General features: G+C 51.8%; 11 protein-coding genes and 2 pseudogenes. 7 read left to right on the top strand and 6 right to left on the bottom strand.

Features of this window, described 5'->3' with window-relative positions; genetic code table 11:
• Window positions 1-60 precede the first annotated feature (60 nt).
• Genes AC6I8X_RS26165 through AC6I8X_RS26175 form a run of 3 tightly spaced genes read right to left on the bottom strand, consistent with a single transcriptional unit; the run spans window position 61 to window position 4,540 of the window.
• Complete coding sequence (locus tag AC6I8X_RS26165) at window positions 61-3,162, bottom strand: efflux RND transporter permease subunit (RefSeq protein ID WP_497841700.1); 3,102 nt, start codon at window positions 3,160-3,162, stop codon at window positions 61-63.
• Window positions 3,159-4,271: an efflux RND transporter periplasmic adaptor subunit gene (locus tag AC6I8X_RS26170; RefSeq protein WP_497841701.1), complete on the bottom strand. Its 1,113-nt coding sequence runs from the start codon at window positions 4,269-4,271 to the stop codon at window positions 3,159-3,161. The genes AC6I8X_RS26165 and AC6I8X_RS26170 overlap by 4 nt, the downstream gene beginning before the upstream one ends.
• 5 nt (window positions 4,272-4,276) lie before the next feature.
• A complete protein-coding gene (locus AC6I8X_RS26175) occupies window positions 4,277-4,540 on the bottom strand; it encodes a YdgH/BhsA/McbA family protein (protein ID WP_497841702.1) in 264 nt (87 codons plus the stop codon).
• Between the two features lie 552 nt (window positions 4,541-5,092).
• Between AC6I8X_RS26175 and AC6I8X_RS26180 the strand changes: the two genes are divergently transcribed.
• Window positions 5,093-5,353: a hypothetical protein gene (locus AC6I8X_RS26180; RefSeq protein ID WP_497841703.1), complete on the top strand. Its 261-nt coding sequence runs from the start codon at window positions 5,093-5,095 to the stop codon at window positions 5,351-5,353.
• A gap of 30 nt (window positions 5,354-5,383) precedes the next feature.
• Window positions 5,384-6,202: an AIR synthase-related protein gene (locus AC6I8X_RS26185; RefSeq protein WP_497841704.1), complete on the top strand. Its 819-nt coding sequence runs from the start codon at window positions 5,384-5,386 to the stop codon at window positions 6,200-6,202.
• Between the two features lie 213 nt (window positions 6,203-6,415).
• On the opposite strand, the pseudogene AC6I8X_RS26190 reads toward AC6I8X_RS26185, so the two are convergent.
• Window positions 6,416-6,583 (bottom strand): annotated as a pseudogene (locus AC6I8X_RS26190) (IS110 family transposase); the annotation flags it as partial.
• Between the two features lie 78 nt (window positions 6,584-6,661).
• On the opposite strand from AC6I8X_RS26190, the pseudogene AC6I8X_RS26195 reads away from it, so the two are divergent.
• A pseudogene (locus AC6I8X_RS26195) lies at window positions 6,662-6,745 on the top strand (IS3 family transposase); the annotation flags it as partial.
• 140 nt (window positions 6,746-6,885) lie between these two features.
• On the opposite strand, the gene AC6I8X_RS26200 reads toward AC6I8X_RS26195, so the two are convergent.
• On the bottom strand, window positions 6,886-7,779 hold the full coding sequence (locus AC6I8X_RS26200) for a siderophore-interacting protein (protein ID WP_497841705.1): 894 nt from the start codon (window positions 7,777-7,779) through the stop codon (window positions 6,886-6,888).
• 12 nt (window positions 7,780-7,791) lie between these two features.
• On the bottom strand, window positions 7,792-8,997 hold the full coding sequence (locus tag AC6I8X_RS26205; protein WP_497841706.1) for an MFS transporter: 1,206 nt from the start codon (window positions 8,995-8,997) through the stop codon (window positions 7,792-7,794).
• Between the two features lie 138 nt (window positions 8,998-9,135).
• Here AC6I8X_RS26205 and AC6I8X_RS26210 point away from each other — a divergent pair, with 138 nt between their 5' ends.
• The 4 genes from AC6I8X_RS26210 to AC6I8X_RS26225 are packed head-to-tail and all read left to right on the top strand — an operon-like array spanning window position 9,136 to window position 14,871.
• Window positions 9,136-10,878, top strand: coding sequence for an IucA/IucC family protein (locus AC6I8X_RS26210; protein ID WP_497841707.1), 1,743 nt, complete (start codon window positions 9,136-9,138; stop codon window positions 10,876-10,878).
• A complete protein-coding gene (locus tag AC6I8X_RS26215) occupies window positions 10,878-11,825 on the top strand; it encodes a GNAT family N-acetyltransferase (RefSeq protein ID WP_497841708.1) in 948 nt (315 codons plus the stop codon). The genes AC6I8X_RS26210 and AC6I8X_RS26215 overlap by 1 nt, the downstream gene beginning before the upstream one ends.
• Window positions 11,825-13,549, top strand: a complete 1,725-nt coding sequence (iucC, locus tag AC6I8X_RS26220; protein ID WP_497841709.1) for an aerobactin synthase IucC — start codon at window positions 11,825-11,827, stop codon at window positions 13,547-13,549. The genes AC6I8X_RS26215 and iucC overlap by 1 nt, the downstream gene beginning before the upstream one ends.
• Window positions 13,546-14,871, top strand: a complete 1,326-nt coding sequence (locus AC6I8X_RS26225) for a lysine N(6)-hydroxylase/L-ornithine N(5)-oxygenase family protein (RefSeq protein WP_497841710.1) — start codon at window positions 13,546-13,548, stop codon at window positions 14,869-14,871. The genes iucC and AC6I8X_RS26225 overlap by 4 nt, the downstream gene beginning before the upstream one ends.
• The last annotated feature ends 9 nt before the right edge of the window (window positions 14,872-14,880 follow it).

Consider the following 14,880-nt stretch of genomic DNA (forward strand, 5'->3'; position numbering starts at 1 on the left):
CAGTTGCCGCAATCACTGGCCTGCAAAACTTCGCAGACCAGTTAACTGCGGGCTGACAGATTAAACCATAGTTCTACCCGGGAGCCATTTCTTCATCAGGCAGAAAAACACCGGGATGAACAGTACAGCCAATATCGTGGCACTTAGCGTCCCCCCGATGATACCTGTACCAATCGCAATACGACTGTTTGCTCCCGCACCCGTTGCGATTGCCAGCGGAAATACGCCCGCCAGAAAGGCCAGTGATGTCATCAGAATCGGCCGGAGACGGGAACAGGCCGCACGTAACGCCGACTTACCCGCAGCCATTCCGCTGCGATATTCACTCTCCGCAAACTCGACAATCAGAATGGCATTTTTGGAGGATAAACCAATAATTGTCAGTAAAGCGACCTGGAAGTAGACATCATTATAGAGTCCCCTGATAAAAATAGCGCTCAATGCCCCCACGACACCCAATGGGATCACCAGCATGACACAGAATGGCACACTCCAACTCTCATACAGTGCCGCCAGACAGAGGAACACGACCAGAATAGATATTCCATACAACGCTGGCCCACTCCCGGATGCAATTTTTTCCTGAAGAGAAAGTGCGCTCCATTCACCGATGGTACCGGGTGGAAGTGACTGCTGAAGTTTCTCCATCTCCGCCATCGCACGGCCAGAACTGATACCCTCGGCACCGGTGCCGTCAATTTCATAAGCGGCGTTACCGTTAAACCTCACCAGAGAATCCGAACCTCGCGTCCATTCCGCTGTGGTAAAAGCTGATAACGGGGCCATCTGTCCGCCACTGCCCCGAACAAACCATTTGTTTAGGTCATCCGGCCCTGAACGGGAATCAGCCAGCCCCTGCATATACACTTTTTTAACCCTCCCCTGGTCGAGGAAATCATCAATATAACTTCCTCCCCAGGCATTACTGATGGTACTGGTCACATCGCTGTTCGTCAGAGAAAGCACGCGTGCTTTAGTGAAATCGACATTCAAATCTAGTTGTGAGGTATCTGGCAGAGAATTACTTCTGACCATGGACAGCAGAGGATCCTCATGCCCTTTTTTCAGCAAAATATCTCTCAGACTCGCCAGTTTAGCGCGTGATGTACCATCGGTTGCTTCAAGCTGGAAGCTGAAACCATCTACCTGCCCCATTCCTGTTACTGCTGGAGGTGTGGAGACCACGATTCGGGCATTGATAATATCTCCCAACATTCCTTTTGCGCGTTCAGCGACAGCATCAGCGGTATTCTGTTCGCCATCACGCAGATCCCAGTCTTTCAGGCGAATAACCGCGATGCCAGCATTCTGACCGCTACCGCTGTAGTTGAAACCATTAACATTGAAAACATTGGTAATATTCTTCTTTTCGAAGGTTTCAAAATAATTTCGGATCTGATCGCCAACCTTCTGAGTCTGAGGTAATAGCGTGCCCGCGGGTAAGGTGTACTGGACTGTAAGATAGCCCTGATCCTCTCCAGGCAGAAAACTGGTGGGAATGGTGTGAAACATGAAAAGCACGCCCGCCAGGATGGCGCCGTATATCACGCACAGTTTTGCCGGTTTGCGGAATAGTTTCACAAGGCGGTGACTGTAGCGGGATTCCAGCCGGCTATATCCCCGGTTGAAAAGATGGAAAAACCCTTTTGACGGCGTGTCCGCATGGCGCAGAAATGTTGCACAGAGTGCCGGTGTGAATGTTAACGCAACGACCACCGACAACAGCATGGCTGAAATAACAGTGACAGAAAACTGGCGGTAAATGACGCCCGTTGATCCACCAAAGAAAATCATTGGCAGAAAAACAGAAGAAAGGACCACTGCAATGGCTATAAGCGCACCTGAAATCTGCGACATGGTCTTAATTGTCGCTTCTTTAGGTGGCAAATGTTCGAACTTCATGACCCTTTCAACGTTTTCAACCACGACAATTGCATCATCAACCAGCAGGCCGATAGCGAGCACCATACCGAACAGCGTCAAAGTATTAACGGAATAACCACAAGCCGCCAGTACACCGAAAGTTCCCAGTAGCACAACGGGTACTGTCAGCGTAGGGATTAATGTAGCTCGGATGTTTTGCAGGAAAACATACATCACCACAACCACTAATAAAATCGCTTCAAAGAGAGTTTTGACCACTTCTTCGACAGATATTTTTATAAACTTGGTGTTGTCTTTGGGATAAACAACGGTATAACCCTGCGGCATATTTCTCTGATATTCCGCGACCTTGCTTTTGATCAGATCGGCAGTATCAAGCGCGTTTGCTCCCGGTGCCAGCATCACCGCAATCCCAGCGGCCGGATAACCATTCATTTCGGCCTGGGTGCCGTACTGTTCGTTGCCGACACTGACTTTAGACACATCAGAAAGCCGGACTACCGATCCATCAGAATTCGTTTTAACGATGATATTTTTGAACTGATCCGCAGTCTGCAAGCGTGACATAACATTGACTGTTGCTGTCATTGTCTGCCCCTGCGCCGCAGGCTGTGCCCCAATGCTCCCGCCAGATACATCAGTATTCATTGACTGCACGGCAGTTTTAATGTCTGACGGCATCAGGCTGTACTGAGCCAGTTTGGCAGGATCGAGCCATATTCTCATCGCATGTTGCGAACCAAAGATTCTTACATCTCCCACGCCAGGCAAACGTGAAAGAGTGTCCTGCATATTACTGGCTACCCAGTCACTGAGATCGGAAGCCGTCGCTTTACGGGTTTTATCATATACAGCCATCATCAGAAGATAATCAGGCTGGCGTTTAATCACCACGATCCCCTGAGAAACAACCGCAGTCGGTAAGCGAGATTCTACGCGTGCGACCTGGTTTTGCACCTGAACCTGAGCAATGTCGGGATCGGTTTTCTGGTCAAAGTAGACGTCAATCTCAACACCACTTGTAGAGCTACTGGTACTGGTGAAATAAAGCATGCCGTCAAGACCGGTCAGCTGCTGCTCTACAACCTGAGTGACATTGTCCTCCAGAGTTTTAGCTGAAGCCCCAGGATACGTCATTGCGATCTTAATCGAAGGCGGCGCAATATCAGGATATTGCGCGATCGGTAAATTAAGCAGGGAAATAGCCCCGGCCAGCATGATCAGAATGGCAATGACCCACGCAAAGACCGGTCTTTGAATAAAGAAACGTGAAATCATGATGCCCCGGACTCCTTCGCCTTTTTGATGGTGACATCATCACCGGGAGATACACGGTTATTTCCTGCTGTAATGACACGGTCACCATTCTGAAGACCCTGGGTAACAATCCAGTTTCCTTTAAAGTCCCCATCCGTGAGGATATTCACCCCTTTAACTTTGCCGTCAGACGTCACGGTCAGCACCGATGCCTGACCGTTATGGTCAAAAGTCACAGCGCTCTGGGGGACCAACGCGACACTCTGATAGTGCATCCCCGGCAGTACAGCACGAACAAACATACCTGGCAGGAGAGAATGCGAAGGATTAGGAAACACGGCCCGTAATTTAACAGTGCCTGTTGAAGGATCAACAGCCGCTTCGGCAAGTTCAAGTTTTCCAGCCTGGGAATAAATGGTGCTATTCCCCAACATCAGACGAACCTGTTCATCCTTGCCACCATTCTCCATTCCGAGCTTACGCCACTGGTCTGATGGCTCCTGGAGATCGACATATATCGGATCCAGTTTACGAACATCGGTCAGTGAATCGGACTGATTAGCCGTTACCAGTGCACCTGGTGTCACCGTTGACACACCCGCAATACCGGAAATCGGCGAGCGAATTGTCGTGCGGTCAAGATTTATTGCGGCAGTCTCAAGATCGGCCTTTTTCTCCGCAACATTCGCAACATCTTGCTTGTAGGTTGACAGTGCATCATCAACATCCTGCTGGGAAATGACATGGCTGCTTATTAAACGGTCATAGCGCTGGTATTTCAGTTTTGCGGAAAACAGTTCAGCTTTTGCACTGTCCACCGCAGCCAAAGCCTGATCGTAAGCCGCTTTATACGAGGAGGGATCAAGGAGATAAAGCACCTGACCAGCCTGTACAAAATCCCCTTCCCTGAAAGCCCGTTTCTGAATAATGCCGGTAACCTGAGGCCTGACCTGTGAAATGAGTGTTTCACTGGTTCGCCCAGTCAGCGTCACTGATGTTGATATGGGTTGAAGGTGGATTGACTGAGCGAAAACAGCTTTTTTTTCGGTACCGGATGATACCTGCTCCTGTTTGCACCCCACCAGAGCAGCACACAGGAGCATGAGAGAAGTGAATTTGATCTCAGACATCAGCATTACCTTGAGAACACTTCTGCGGTGCCTAAATAGACATCAGAGTCACCGGGAGAATCCAGTGAGATGATTTTTATGCGCTGGCCGCCTAACTCTTTGCCTTTCATCTGCAGAGCATGAATAGCATCATCCATATCCCCACGAATACCGGATACAGAAACAGTACCGAGTTCCCTGCCAGCAGGTTCGGAACCCGGCTGCGCGGCGAACAAACTAAAACTGGGTGAAAGAAGTGCGAGGGTGATGACGAGTGTTGAGATTTTCATGTTCAACTCCTGATGAGTAAGGAAGATTTTTCATGAACATGATATTTCGACTCATCGGATTTGGAGATTTATTAAAAATTAACTTGACAAAAAATATTACTGTGATTGTCAATACTAAAAGGAAAGGAGGTTAAATTATTAATTAACCAGTTATTGGCAATGGCAATTAGAGTTAGATCACGTCTATGCTGATACAGTAAAGTTTGCTGGCGTTGTTATCTAACTGTTTACTTTTACTTGTCCCCCTTCTCCCGCATGTTCCCCTAGTCTGTGTAACTATGGCGGGTTTCGTCCTCTATAGCTGGATAATAGCCGGGGACTATCCCTTTATCAAACCACTGCTGATCAACGAACTCCCGGCGCAGCATGCTGACACGTGCATTAGCGCTATCTCCTTCTGGATCAATGTCGCATCTGCATTGCTGATGGCCTTGGTGCTAAATATTTCTCCGGCTTCAACATTACAGCCCGGTATACTCTTTATCTGTCTGCTCTCTTTATCGATGTTGTTGTTATTTATCCGCTATGTACATCAGGACAATGAGGTGAGTGATGTCAAGTGAAAAACTGAGCTACAAAGATGTCGGTGTTAACTACGATGTAATTGATCCGTTTAAGGTTTTTGCCCAGCAAGCTTCTGCGCTTACTGCTTCATCCCTTACCCATCACGGGTTTAGCGAAATTGCCGCTTCGCGCGGTGAATCCGCCTACCTGGTAGATCTCGGCCCACTGCTCATCGCCTCTATAACCGAATGCCTTGGAACAAAAATCCTTATCGCTGACAGTTATTATCAGCAAACCCAGAACAGCTAATATGCGGCTATCGCGCAGGATACGTTGGCTATGGCGATTAATGATCTGATTACTGTTGGTGCGTTACCTTTTTCCTGCCATGCCTACTGGGCAGCCGGTCACGAATCCTGGTTTAAGGACAAACGTCGTACTGAGGACTTGATCGCAGGCTGGCGGGACGTCTGTAAAAAATACAACCTTGCCTGGGGCGGTGGTGAAACTCCTTGTCTGAATAATGTCGTGCACGCGGAAACGATTGATCTTGCCGCTTCGGCGTTGGGCTATATTCACGATCGCAGACAACTTTCTGTTGGAGGTAACTTACAGAGTGGCACACAAATTGTTCTGCTCAGCTCATCAGGTATCCACTCTAACGGTGTCAGTCTGGCGCGCAGCGTGGCTGAACGATTACGGGATGGCTACCTGACACCACTGGCGGATGGTACTCCTTTAGGTGAAGCGCTACTGCAGCCAACTCACATCTATTCTGGTTTTATCGCTAAATTATTCGCTGCAGGTATATTCCCGCAATATATGGCTAACATCACCGGGCATGGCTTGCAGAAAGTGATGCGCTCACCGAATGCTCTCACTTATGTCATAGATCATCTTCTTCCAGTCCCGCAGGAGATGGCGCTGATCTGCGATGAAGCAAAATTGTCGGCAGAAGAAGCTTATAAGACCTTCAACATGGGAGCAGGTTTTGCACTTTTCCTCACGGAAGAAGCCGTTGAAACCGTTCTTGCCTTAGCCAACAATGAGGAATTTACTGCCTTGCATGCAGGTTATGTTGAAGAAGGAGAGAAAAAGGTTGTCATTTCACCGCTTAATATTACCTATCATGGCGATGATTTTAAGTTACGTAATTGAATATAACTACTTTCACCCTGAACAGGTAAACATCAGAAGTCCGGCCACAAAGTTAAAACGTGGTCGATTTCTCCGATGTGTGGTTTAGGAAATTTTGATAAGCAGCTATCGTGTCACGCCCGGTTGTCTCCTTTCGGTTTTATCTGACAACGCCACAGTAATTGCCTGAACTGCCGGCTTGTATAGTGGCTGCCTTGGACGTCTTTCTAAGAGTCAAGCCGTTATCGGGATGCTGTTGACCTGCCTGTTTTGATCTCGCAGTAATGTATAAATTTCGCATGAGATATATCGCTTCAGACAGCGTATGGCTTCCATTTTTGTATGTCCTTCAGCCACTCGCTTGTCTACATACTCCCTGGTTTTTGCGTCTTGCGGTATTCTTTGGCATCTGGCCTCAAGGATCCCAGTGCTCTGATAAGCTGCATGCGCGTCATATTTCTGTTAATCCGCGACTCTTATGCACTGAGCGGCGGTGTTTACGGTTACCGCAGAGTTCACGGCGATCTTCGTGAAATCGGAGAAGTATGCAGCAGAAATCGCGTTGCAGTTAGTTCAATGCATAACTCAAAGTGAAGAAATTTAACAGACGGTCTCTATGAGCCGCTTACCTATCGCCGGGGGCCAGATCTGCGACTTCGCCGTTCAATGTGAAATAGAAAGAGCGACCAGATAGCATCAGGAAGTCATCCCCTCCCCTTACTCCAGTACGCCATAAAACTGATCGCCTCATTGGCAACATGGCGCTCACCAGCCAGATAGCGTCTGAGGTGTTTTACCGCCGAGGATTCAGCTGCCACCCAGCCATAAAAGCGATTATTTTTATCCTCTGCACCACACCATAAAATCTCCTGACCTGTTTCATCAATAAATTCCTGATGAGAACTGAGTGCATAAGAAGGGAGAAATACATGCTCCTTTACCGCATTCAGCAACGCTTCACCATGAGGCAACTGCAACTTGTCGCGCGGTAAGCAATACACTTCAGCAAACCCGAATTCATTCAGGGCAAGGCAATCAGCCCGCGCTGGAACCTCAAGAAAAACCTGAAGTTTGGGTGGCGCGTTCAGCTCTGCCATCTGTCGCATGATATTCTTGACCGCGGGCAGAGCCGTCTCATCCGCGATGATTAACGCGTGTTCGACGCCGGCATGCGGTTTCCATTCGTAGCCGCCACTGTCAACAAGATGTGCACGGTTCGGTGCGACCATCTGCAAAACATCTCCCGGCGTGGCGCTGATTGCCCAGGCCGACGCTGGCCCTTCGGTCCCATGAACCACAAACTCAACTTCCATGCGAGTCTCCTCAGCATTGACGTTACGCAGAGTGTAAGTACGGACGATGGGGCGATCTTCTGGCGGCAGTTGTTGCAACTGCTGCCACCATGAACTCTCAGTATTGAGCAATCGGGTCGTCCCATTTAAGGACGGGAAAAGTATTTTAATGCGCTGATCTGGTCCATCCATTTTCATCTGCCGCACCTGCTCACCGGTGAATATGCAGCTCATCAGCGATGGAGAAAGCATCTTCTTATGCAACAGCCTGACATCAAATAAGCGATAACTGGCAACCTGAGCCATCTTCCTTCCTTTTCAACGCGCGCCATGAGACGTAGATCTTAATACTCGCCATGAGGCCACCATCAGAAACAGCAGCGATGCCACAAATGCACCTGCCAGCAGGCTATGTTGCCCGCTTACTGACGTCATTAACGGAACCAGCAAAGCGCAGAGACCATAACCCAGCGTGTGGCTGGTCGCGATCAACCCCGCTCCCTTGCCGATTGAGAGTTTTTGGTTAAGCAGGAGCTGGTATGCCGGCGTAGCCATTGCAGCACCAAATGAGGTCACTGCTATTCCAGCGTAAAGCGACGGCAGATTTCCGCACACCATCATGATCAAACCTGCGGCCATAACGACCGCAGCAGCCAGCAGCAGGGGTTCCACAGCCAGTCGTTGTGGCCGCACAACCAGGAATTGCGCCAGCAGCGTGCTCATGGCCGCCAGACTCAGCAACCAGGCGATATGGTGACTGATAGCATCAGATAACGTCACAATCTTACCCACCGCCGGTGCAAGGCCGATCTGCATCATGCTTATAGCTGCAGCGAGCAATAAAGCGAGACTCAGCAAGGGCAGCAGTCCCATATGGAAACACGTGGATTGATGCTGCGTTGTCGTCAGAGGCGGATCGTTATACTGACCACTGATCAACAGTAAGGCGATTAACGGTGCCAGCGCCATAAGCCAGATGGGAGCCAGTGGGTGAAAGCCCAGGACAAGCGCCGCCAGAGGGGGGCCCAGCAATCTGCCACAACTCAGCCCGGAACTGATGGTTGCCAGCGCCGCCATGCGCTTCTCAGAACCCGCGCGTTGCATCGCCCACGTTTGCGCGGCCGGAACCATGCCAGAGACAGTCAGACCATAGATCAGACGTGAGAAGATGAGTCCAACAAGTCCTGTTGCCGGGCCGATGATTTTTGCTGACAGACCTGATACCACCAGCGCCATCACGCTGAAACTCAGCAGGTAACCCACCAGAGAAGCGGTCACCACGAATTTACAGCCCTTCACCTCGGACACCCGCCCCCACCAGGAAGATGCCGGTAGAAAAAGCATGGAGCCAAACAGCAATAACCCCGCCCAAACTGAGAGTGTCAGGTTGGTCATTGCCACCAGCTGCGGCAGCATAACCAGTAAGCCATTCTGACCAATTCCAAGCAAACTGGCACATAAAGCCAGTAACCAATTGGATTTACTTATCAGTCTTAAATTAAACAGATTCGCAATAGATTCCATAAATAATGTAAAGACATCGTTAAAATCATGGGTATATGTGATTAATGATGTATGTAAATATTACAAAAACAGTTGCCAATGTAAATGAAATACTTATCATAACGATAATCATTATCAATTGCTGATTGAGATTGTCTTATGAATGATTTGGCCCATACCTCTGCTGTAGACGTAGCAGCACAGTGTTTTCTGAATGCACTTCTCCGGGAAACACGGGACTGGCAGTATGTTGCGGGCGCAGCGCATGACCAAAAGCAACACATCCTTCTGCCGCTTGCGTCAACTGAACAGATCTGCCTGCCACTACGATATTTCTCCCCTACTCAGCATCACCAGTATCAGTTTCCCGCCCTGCTCATCAGCCCGGCGTATCCCGAAGGACAATCTGTTAGTTTTGAGACGCTGGTATCGCTGATTCTGGCAAAACCCGCGATCCGTGCAGAGCTGAGCAGCAACATTACCGGGCGATTTCAGCAACGTGTTTATGAGAGCCACGCGCATACCTGGCAGGCTATCAACCTGCGCCATCGCTGGCCTGACTTACGACTACGCCCGCTGTCATTTTCCGAGGCCGAGCAGGCACTGCTGGTTGGCCACGCGTTCCATCCGGCACCCAAATCACACCAGCCATTCAACGAAGCTGAAGCTCGCCGCTATTTGCCCGATTTCGCTTCAAGCTTTCCGCTGCATTGGTTCTCCGTTGATAGCCAGTATGTCGCCGGTGAAAGCCTCGGATTATCACTGCGCACGCGTCTGCTGCGCTTTGCTGCGCAAAGCGCCCCCGACTTGCTGAGCCAGTTCACCGATACGCACTGGCTGATCCCTATGCATCCCTGGCAGGCACAGCATTTGCTGTCGCAGGCGTGGTGCCAGCAACTGGTCATCTGCGGCGCAGTTATCGATTTGGGTGAAAACGGCAGCGCATGGTTACCCACCAGCTCATCCCGATCGCTTTACTGCTCTGCCAGCAATGACATGATTAAGTTTTCGCTTAGCGTTCGCCTGACCAACTCGGTGCGCACGTTATCTGTCAAAGAAGTCAGGCGCGGTATGCGTCTGGCACGTCTGGCTCAGACGCCTCGCTGGCAAACACTCCAGGCGCAACATCCCACCATGCGTGTCATGCAGGAGGACGGCTGGGCAGGATTGCGGTCTGCTGATGGTGTCATCCAGGAAGAGAGTCTGATGGCGTTTCGCGTCAACCTGCTGTTCGACACCCCTCAGACTCAGACTAATGTTCTTGTCAGCCTGACCCAGGCCGCACCGGACGGCGGGGACAGCCTGCTGGCAGCAGCAGTAAAACGACTCAGCGCCAGACTGGGGTTGTCATTACGCCAGGCAGCACAGTGCTGGCTTACTGCCTACTGCGATCACGTCCTGCTTCCCCTGTTCAGCACAGAGGCCAATTTCGGACTGGTCCTGCTTGCTCACCAGCAAAACATCCTCGTGGAGATGCAGCAGGATTTACCGACGGGACTGCTGTATCGCGACTGTCAGGGTAGCGGTTTCACGGACAATGCCCGGAACTGGCTGGCGGAAATTGATGAAGCTGACGCAGAAAATTGCTTCAGCCGCGAACAGGTCTTGCGCTATTTCCCTTACTACCTGCTGGTGAACTCTACACTGGCTGTCACTGCGGCGCTGGGTGCTGCGGGTTTTGAGACCGAGCAGCAGCTGATGGAGACGGTGCGCGAGAAACTGGCCGCATTACGCCCCCGTGTTCTTGATAAGCAAAGCCTTGATTATGTGCTCGCAAGCAAACACTGGAACTGCAAGGGCAACTTCCATTGTTACCTCCACGATCACAACGAAAACACCATCGCCGACCCGGCAGTCATCTATTTCGACTTTCAAAATCCGTTCTACAGGGAGAATGCGTGATGCCGCAGGCCAATATTGTTCATGATAATCATGGTTTTCGGTGCACCCTGACCAACCAGCCTTTGCCATTAATGCTGGGGCTGGATAACAGTGCATCGTTACAGTTGATCGAAAATATGCCCGATGGCTGGCTTGCTGATGCGATTGACCAGTTGCTGGTTGCAGCACCGCATCTCAGCGGCGTTCATCTTCCCTGGGCGCAGTGGCAGCATGAATCCCAGGCACAGGCGCTGTTTGACGCCGTATCGGGTGATTATCTCGCGCGTGAGGTCTTCTGGCAGTTGCCGTTGTGGCTCCGGGGTGCAACGGCGGCTGCGAACGAAAAAATGCAGTTTGACCGGGAACGGCAGATTTATTATCCGGTGCGACCGGCCAGACCCGTCGGCGAGGTTTACCGCCGCTACGATCCGCAAATCAAACGGACGCTCAGTTTCCGCCTTGCGGATGTGGCTCAGGACGCGGAGCGATTCACCCACTGGATGAATACGCCGCGCGTTAATGCTTTCTGGGAGATGGCTGCCCCCCAGGCAGAGCTGGAAGCTTACCTGCACAAACAACTCGACTCGTCTTACTGCTACCCGCTGATTGGCTGTTTCGACGACCAGCCCTTTGGCTACTTTGAAGTCTACTGGGCGGCGGAAGATCGTATCGGCCGCCATTATCGCTGGCACACCTTTGACCGCGGTCTGCATATGCTGGTTGGCGAAGAAGCATGGCGTGGTGCGCACTTTATCCGTAGCTGGTTACGTGGGCTGACGCATTATTTGTTTCTGGACGAACCACGCACACGGCGTGTTGTTGCTGAACCTCGCTACGATAATCAGCGTCTGTTCCGTCACCTGCCCGTTGCCGGGTATCACACCAGTAAAGAATTCGATTTTCCTCATAAGCGTTCCCGTCTGGTTATCAGCGAACGCCAGCGCTTCTTCACGGAGGTGGGGCTGTGATGTGGGAACGCGTTAATCGCGAAATGATCGCGAAAATCCTCGCTGAACTGGAGTATGAACAAGCGTTGCCTGCCAGCGAGATAACACCCGATCGATGGGCAATCGCGGCTGGCACAGCGCGCTGGGAATTCAGCGCACGCCGCGGCATCTGGGGATGGCTGCATATTGATCCTGAGTCGTTGCACGGCGGACCTGCCGAAGCCGATGCGCTGCTGCGCCAGCTCGCCGTGGTGCTGGAAATGACCGATGCCCAGACCGCTGAACATCTGGAAGATCTCTACGCCACACTGCGCGGGGATTTACAGCTGCTGGAAGCACGTCAGGGAATGAACGCCGAAGGCCTGATCGGCCTCCCGCCGGATGAGCTTCAATGCCTGCTGAGTGGACATCCGAAGTTCATCTTCAATAAAGGCCGACGCGGATGGGGTATCGACGCGCTACGCGCCTATGCCCCGGAATATCGCAACGCCTTCCGCCTGCACTGGATAGCCGTCCGTCGCGACCGGTTTATCTGGAGCAGTGATAATGTCGGCGATATTACCGTACTGCTTGCCAGTGCCATGCAGGATGCAGAGCTAACGCGGTTCCACCAGCGCTGGCAGTCATTACAGCTGGACGACAGCTGGCTGCCGCTGCCCGTGCATCCCTGGCAATGGCAACAAAAAATCGCCCTCCATTTCCTGCCTGATATCGCCCGCGGGGAGTTAGTGGATTTGGGTGAGTTTGGTGACCACTATCTCGCCCAGCAGTCGCTGCGCACGCTGACCAACATCAGCCGCGCCTCACCGTTTGATATCAAGCTGCCATTGACGATTTACAACACCTCCTGCTATCGCGGCATTCCAGGCAAGTACATCGCCGCCGGGCCGCTGGCATCAGGCTGGTTACAGCAACAGTTTGCCGCGGATGAAACGCTCCGCGCGACAGGCGCACAGATTCTTGCCGAACCGGCAGCCGGGTATCTGGCTCATGCAGGCTACGCGGCATTGCCCGGTGCACCTTATCGTTATCAGGAAATGCTCGGCGTCATCTGGCGGGAAAATCCCTCCTGTTATTTGCAGGATGGCGAGCAGGCGGTGCTAATGGCCGCGCTGATGGAGACGGATAATGCGGGACACCCTCTGATTGCTGCGTGGATCAGGCGCTCAGGACTGGATGCAGAAAGCTGGCTCCGCCAGATGTTTACCGTCGTGGTCATCCCCTTCTATCACCTGATGTGTCGCTACGGCGTGGCGCTGATAGCACATGGTCAGAACGTGACCCTGGTGATGAAGGACAATATTCCACAGCGAATTTTTCTCAAGGATTTTCAGGGCGATATGCGGCTGGTCGATAAAGACTTTCCGGAAGCCGCGTCTTTACCCACAGCCGTAAAGGACGTGACCGCGCGCCTGAGTGCAGACTATCTGATTCATGACTTGCAGACCGGACATTTCGTCACCGTATTGCGCTTTATTTCACGCCTCACGTTGCAAACCGGCATCAGCGAAGCGCAGTTCTACCGGCTGCTGGCGAATGTGATCCGGCAATACATGGATGAACATCCTGAGATGGCGGATCGCTTCGATCTCTTCGATCTGTTTAAGCCGCAGATCATCCGCGTTGTCCTCAACCCGGTAAAACTCACTTTTTCTGAACATGACGGCGGCAGCCGCATGCTGCCGAATTACCTCACCGATCTTGATAACCCTCTGTATCTGGTCACCCGGGAGTCAGCAAAATGAAGACGTATGATTTCATTGGCATAGGTATTGGTCCCTTCAATCTTAGCGTCGCCGCCCTGGCTGAAGGGCTGGAAGGCTTCAGTTCCCTCTTCCTCGAACGCAAACCTTATTTCGCCTGGCATCCGGGTATGATGGTGCCCGATTGCGCCATGCAAACCAGCTTCCTCAAAGATCTGGTGAGTGCCGTCGATCCAACCAATCGCTACAGCTTCGTTAATTATCTGGTACAGCGAAAAAAGTTCTACCGCTTCCTGACGACCGAGCAGCGCACGGTATCCCGTGAGGAATTTTCTGATTACCTCAGCTGGGCCGCTAATAGCCTGAGTAATCTGGCGTTCAGTCAGCAGGTGACGAAAGTCAGTTTCGATGACACAACACGGCTGTTTACCATTGAGACCACTCAGGGCAAATACCAGGCCCGCCATGTATGCCTCGGTATCGGAAAGCAGGCAAAAATGCCCGGCTGTGTCACTGAGCAGAGTGACCGTTGCTTCCACGCCAGCGAAATGATGCTGCGCAGGCCGAATCTGCAAGGTCAGCGCGTCACCATCATCGGTGGTGGACAGAGCGGAGCCGATCTGTTTCTCAATATCTTCCGCGGCGAATGGGGGCAACCGGCTGCGCTGAGTTGGGTTTCGCGCCGGAATAACTTCAATGCGCTGGATGAAGCCGCCTTCGCCAATGAGTACTTCACCCCGGAATATCTCGAGAGTTTTTCCACGCTAAACGAAAGCGCACGTCAGCAAATGCTGAATGAACAGAAAATGACGTCGGACGGGATAACCAGCGAATCGCTGCTTGCCATCTATCGCGCGATGTATCACCGGTTTGAAGTCTTGCGTGAACAACCGTGGGCGCATCTGCTGCCATCGCGTACGGTCACCCATGTTGCTGCACAACAGAACCCGCTGCAGTTGACGCTGTGTCATCAGCTCGATCACGGCGAAGAACAGCTGACAACCGACGTGGCGGTTTTCGCCACCGGTTACAGCCCGGCACGCCCTGCCTTCCTGGCACCGATAGCACACCGCTTCCAGCTGGACCGGGATGAAAGTTTTCACATCAACACCGATTTCACCCTTAACTGGGACGGCCCACAGAGTAACAACCTGTTCGCCGTTAATGCCGGGATGCAAAGTCTTGGCATTGCAGAACCCCAGCTCAGCCTGATGGCCTGGCGCGCTGCACGCATTCTCAATCGCGCACATCCAGATGCCCCCTTCGAGCTGGCTACCACCCCTGGCGTTATCCACTGGCGTACACAGCCGCCTGCGGTTCATGGTCAGGATCATCCACACACCGTTAATGCAGTTCAGTACTGAACATTTTCT

The sequence above is a fragment of the Pantoea sp. X-Soil-TKNS-1280 genome (assembly GCF_059730475.1).

Bases quoted from the DNA above. Each gene is read 5' to 3' on its own strand.
- AC6I8X_RS26165 (WP_497841700.1), bottom strand. From the start codon at position 3,162: ATGATTTCACGTTTCTTTATTCAAAGACCGGTCTTTGCGTGGGTCATT.
- AC6I8X_RS26170 (WP_497841701.1), bottom strand. From the start codon at position 4,271: ATGTCTGAGATCAAATTCACTTCTCTCATGCTCCTGTGTGCTGCTCTG.
- AC6I8X_RS26175 (WP_497841702.1), bottom strand. From the start codon at position 4,540: ATGAAAATCTCAACACTCGTCATCACCCTCGCACTTCTTTCACCCAGT.
- AC6I8X_RS26180 (WP_497841703.1), top strand. From the start codon at position 5,093: ATGTCAAGTGAAAAACTGAGCTACAAAGATGTCGGTGTTAACTACGAT.
- AC6I8X_RS26185 (WP_497841704.1), top strand. From the start codon at position 5,384: ATGGCGATTAATGATCTGATTACTGTTGGTGCGTTACCTTTTTCCTGC.
- AC6I8X_RS26200 (WP_497841705.1), bottom strand. From the start codon at position 7,779: ATGGCTCAGGTTGCCAGTTATCGCTTATTTGATGTCAGGCTGTTGCAT.
- AC6I8X_RS26205 (WP_497841706.1), bottom strand. From the start codon at position 8,997: ATGGAATCTATTGCGAATCTGTTTAATTTAAGACTGATAAGTAAATCC.
- AC6I8X_RS26210 (WP_497841707.1), top strand. From the start codon at position 9,136: ATGAATGATTTGGCCCATACCTCTGCTGTAGACGTAGCAGCACAGTGT.
- AC6I8X_RS26215 (WP_497841708.1), top strand. From the start codon at position 10,878: ATGCCGCAGGCCAATATTGTTCATGATAATCATGGTTTTCGGTGCACC.
- iucC (WP_497841709.1), top strand. From the start codon at position 11,825: ATGTGGGAACGCGTTAATCGCGAAATGATCGCGAAAATCCTCGCTGAA.
- AC6I8X_RS26225 (WP_497841710.1), top strand. From the start codon at position 13,546: ATGAAGACGTATGATTTCATTGGCATAGGTATTGGTCCCTTCAATCTT.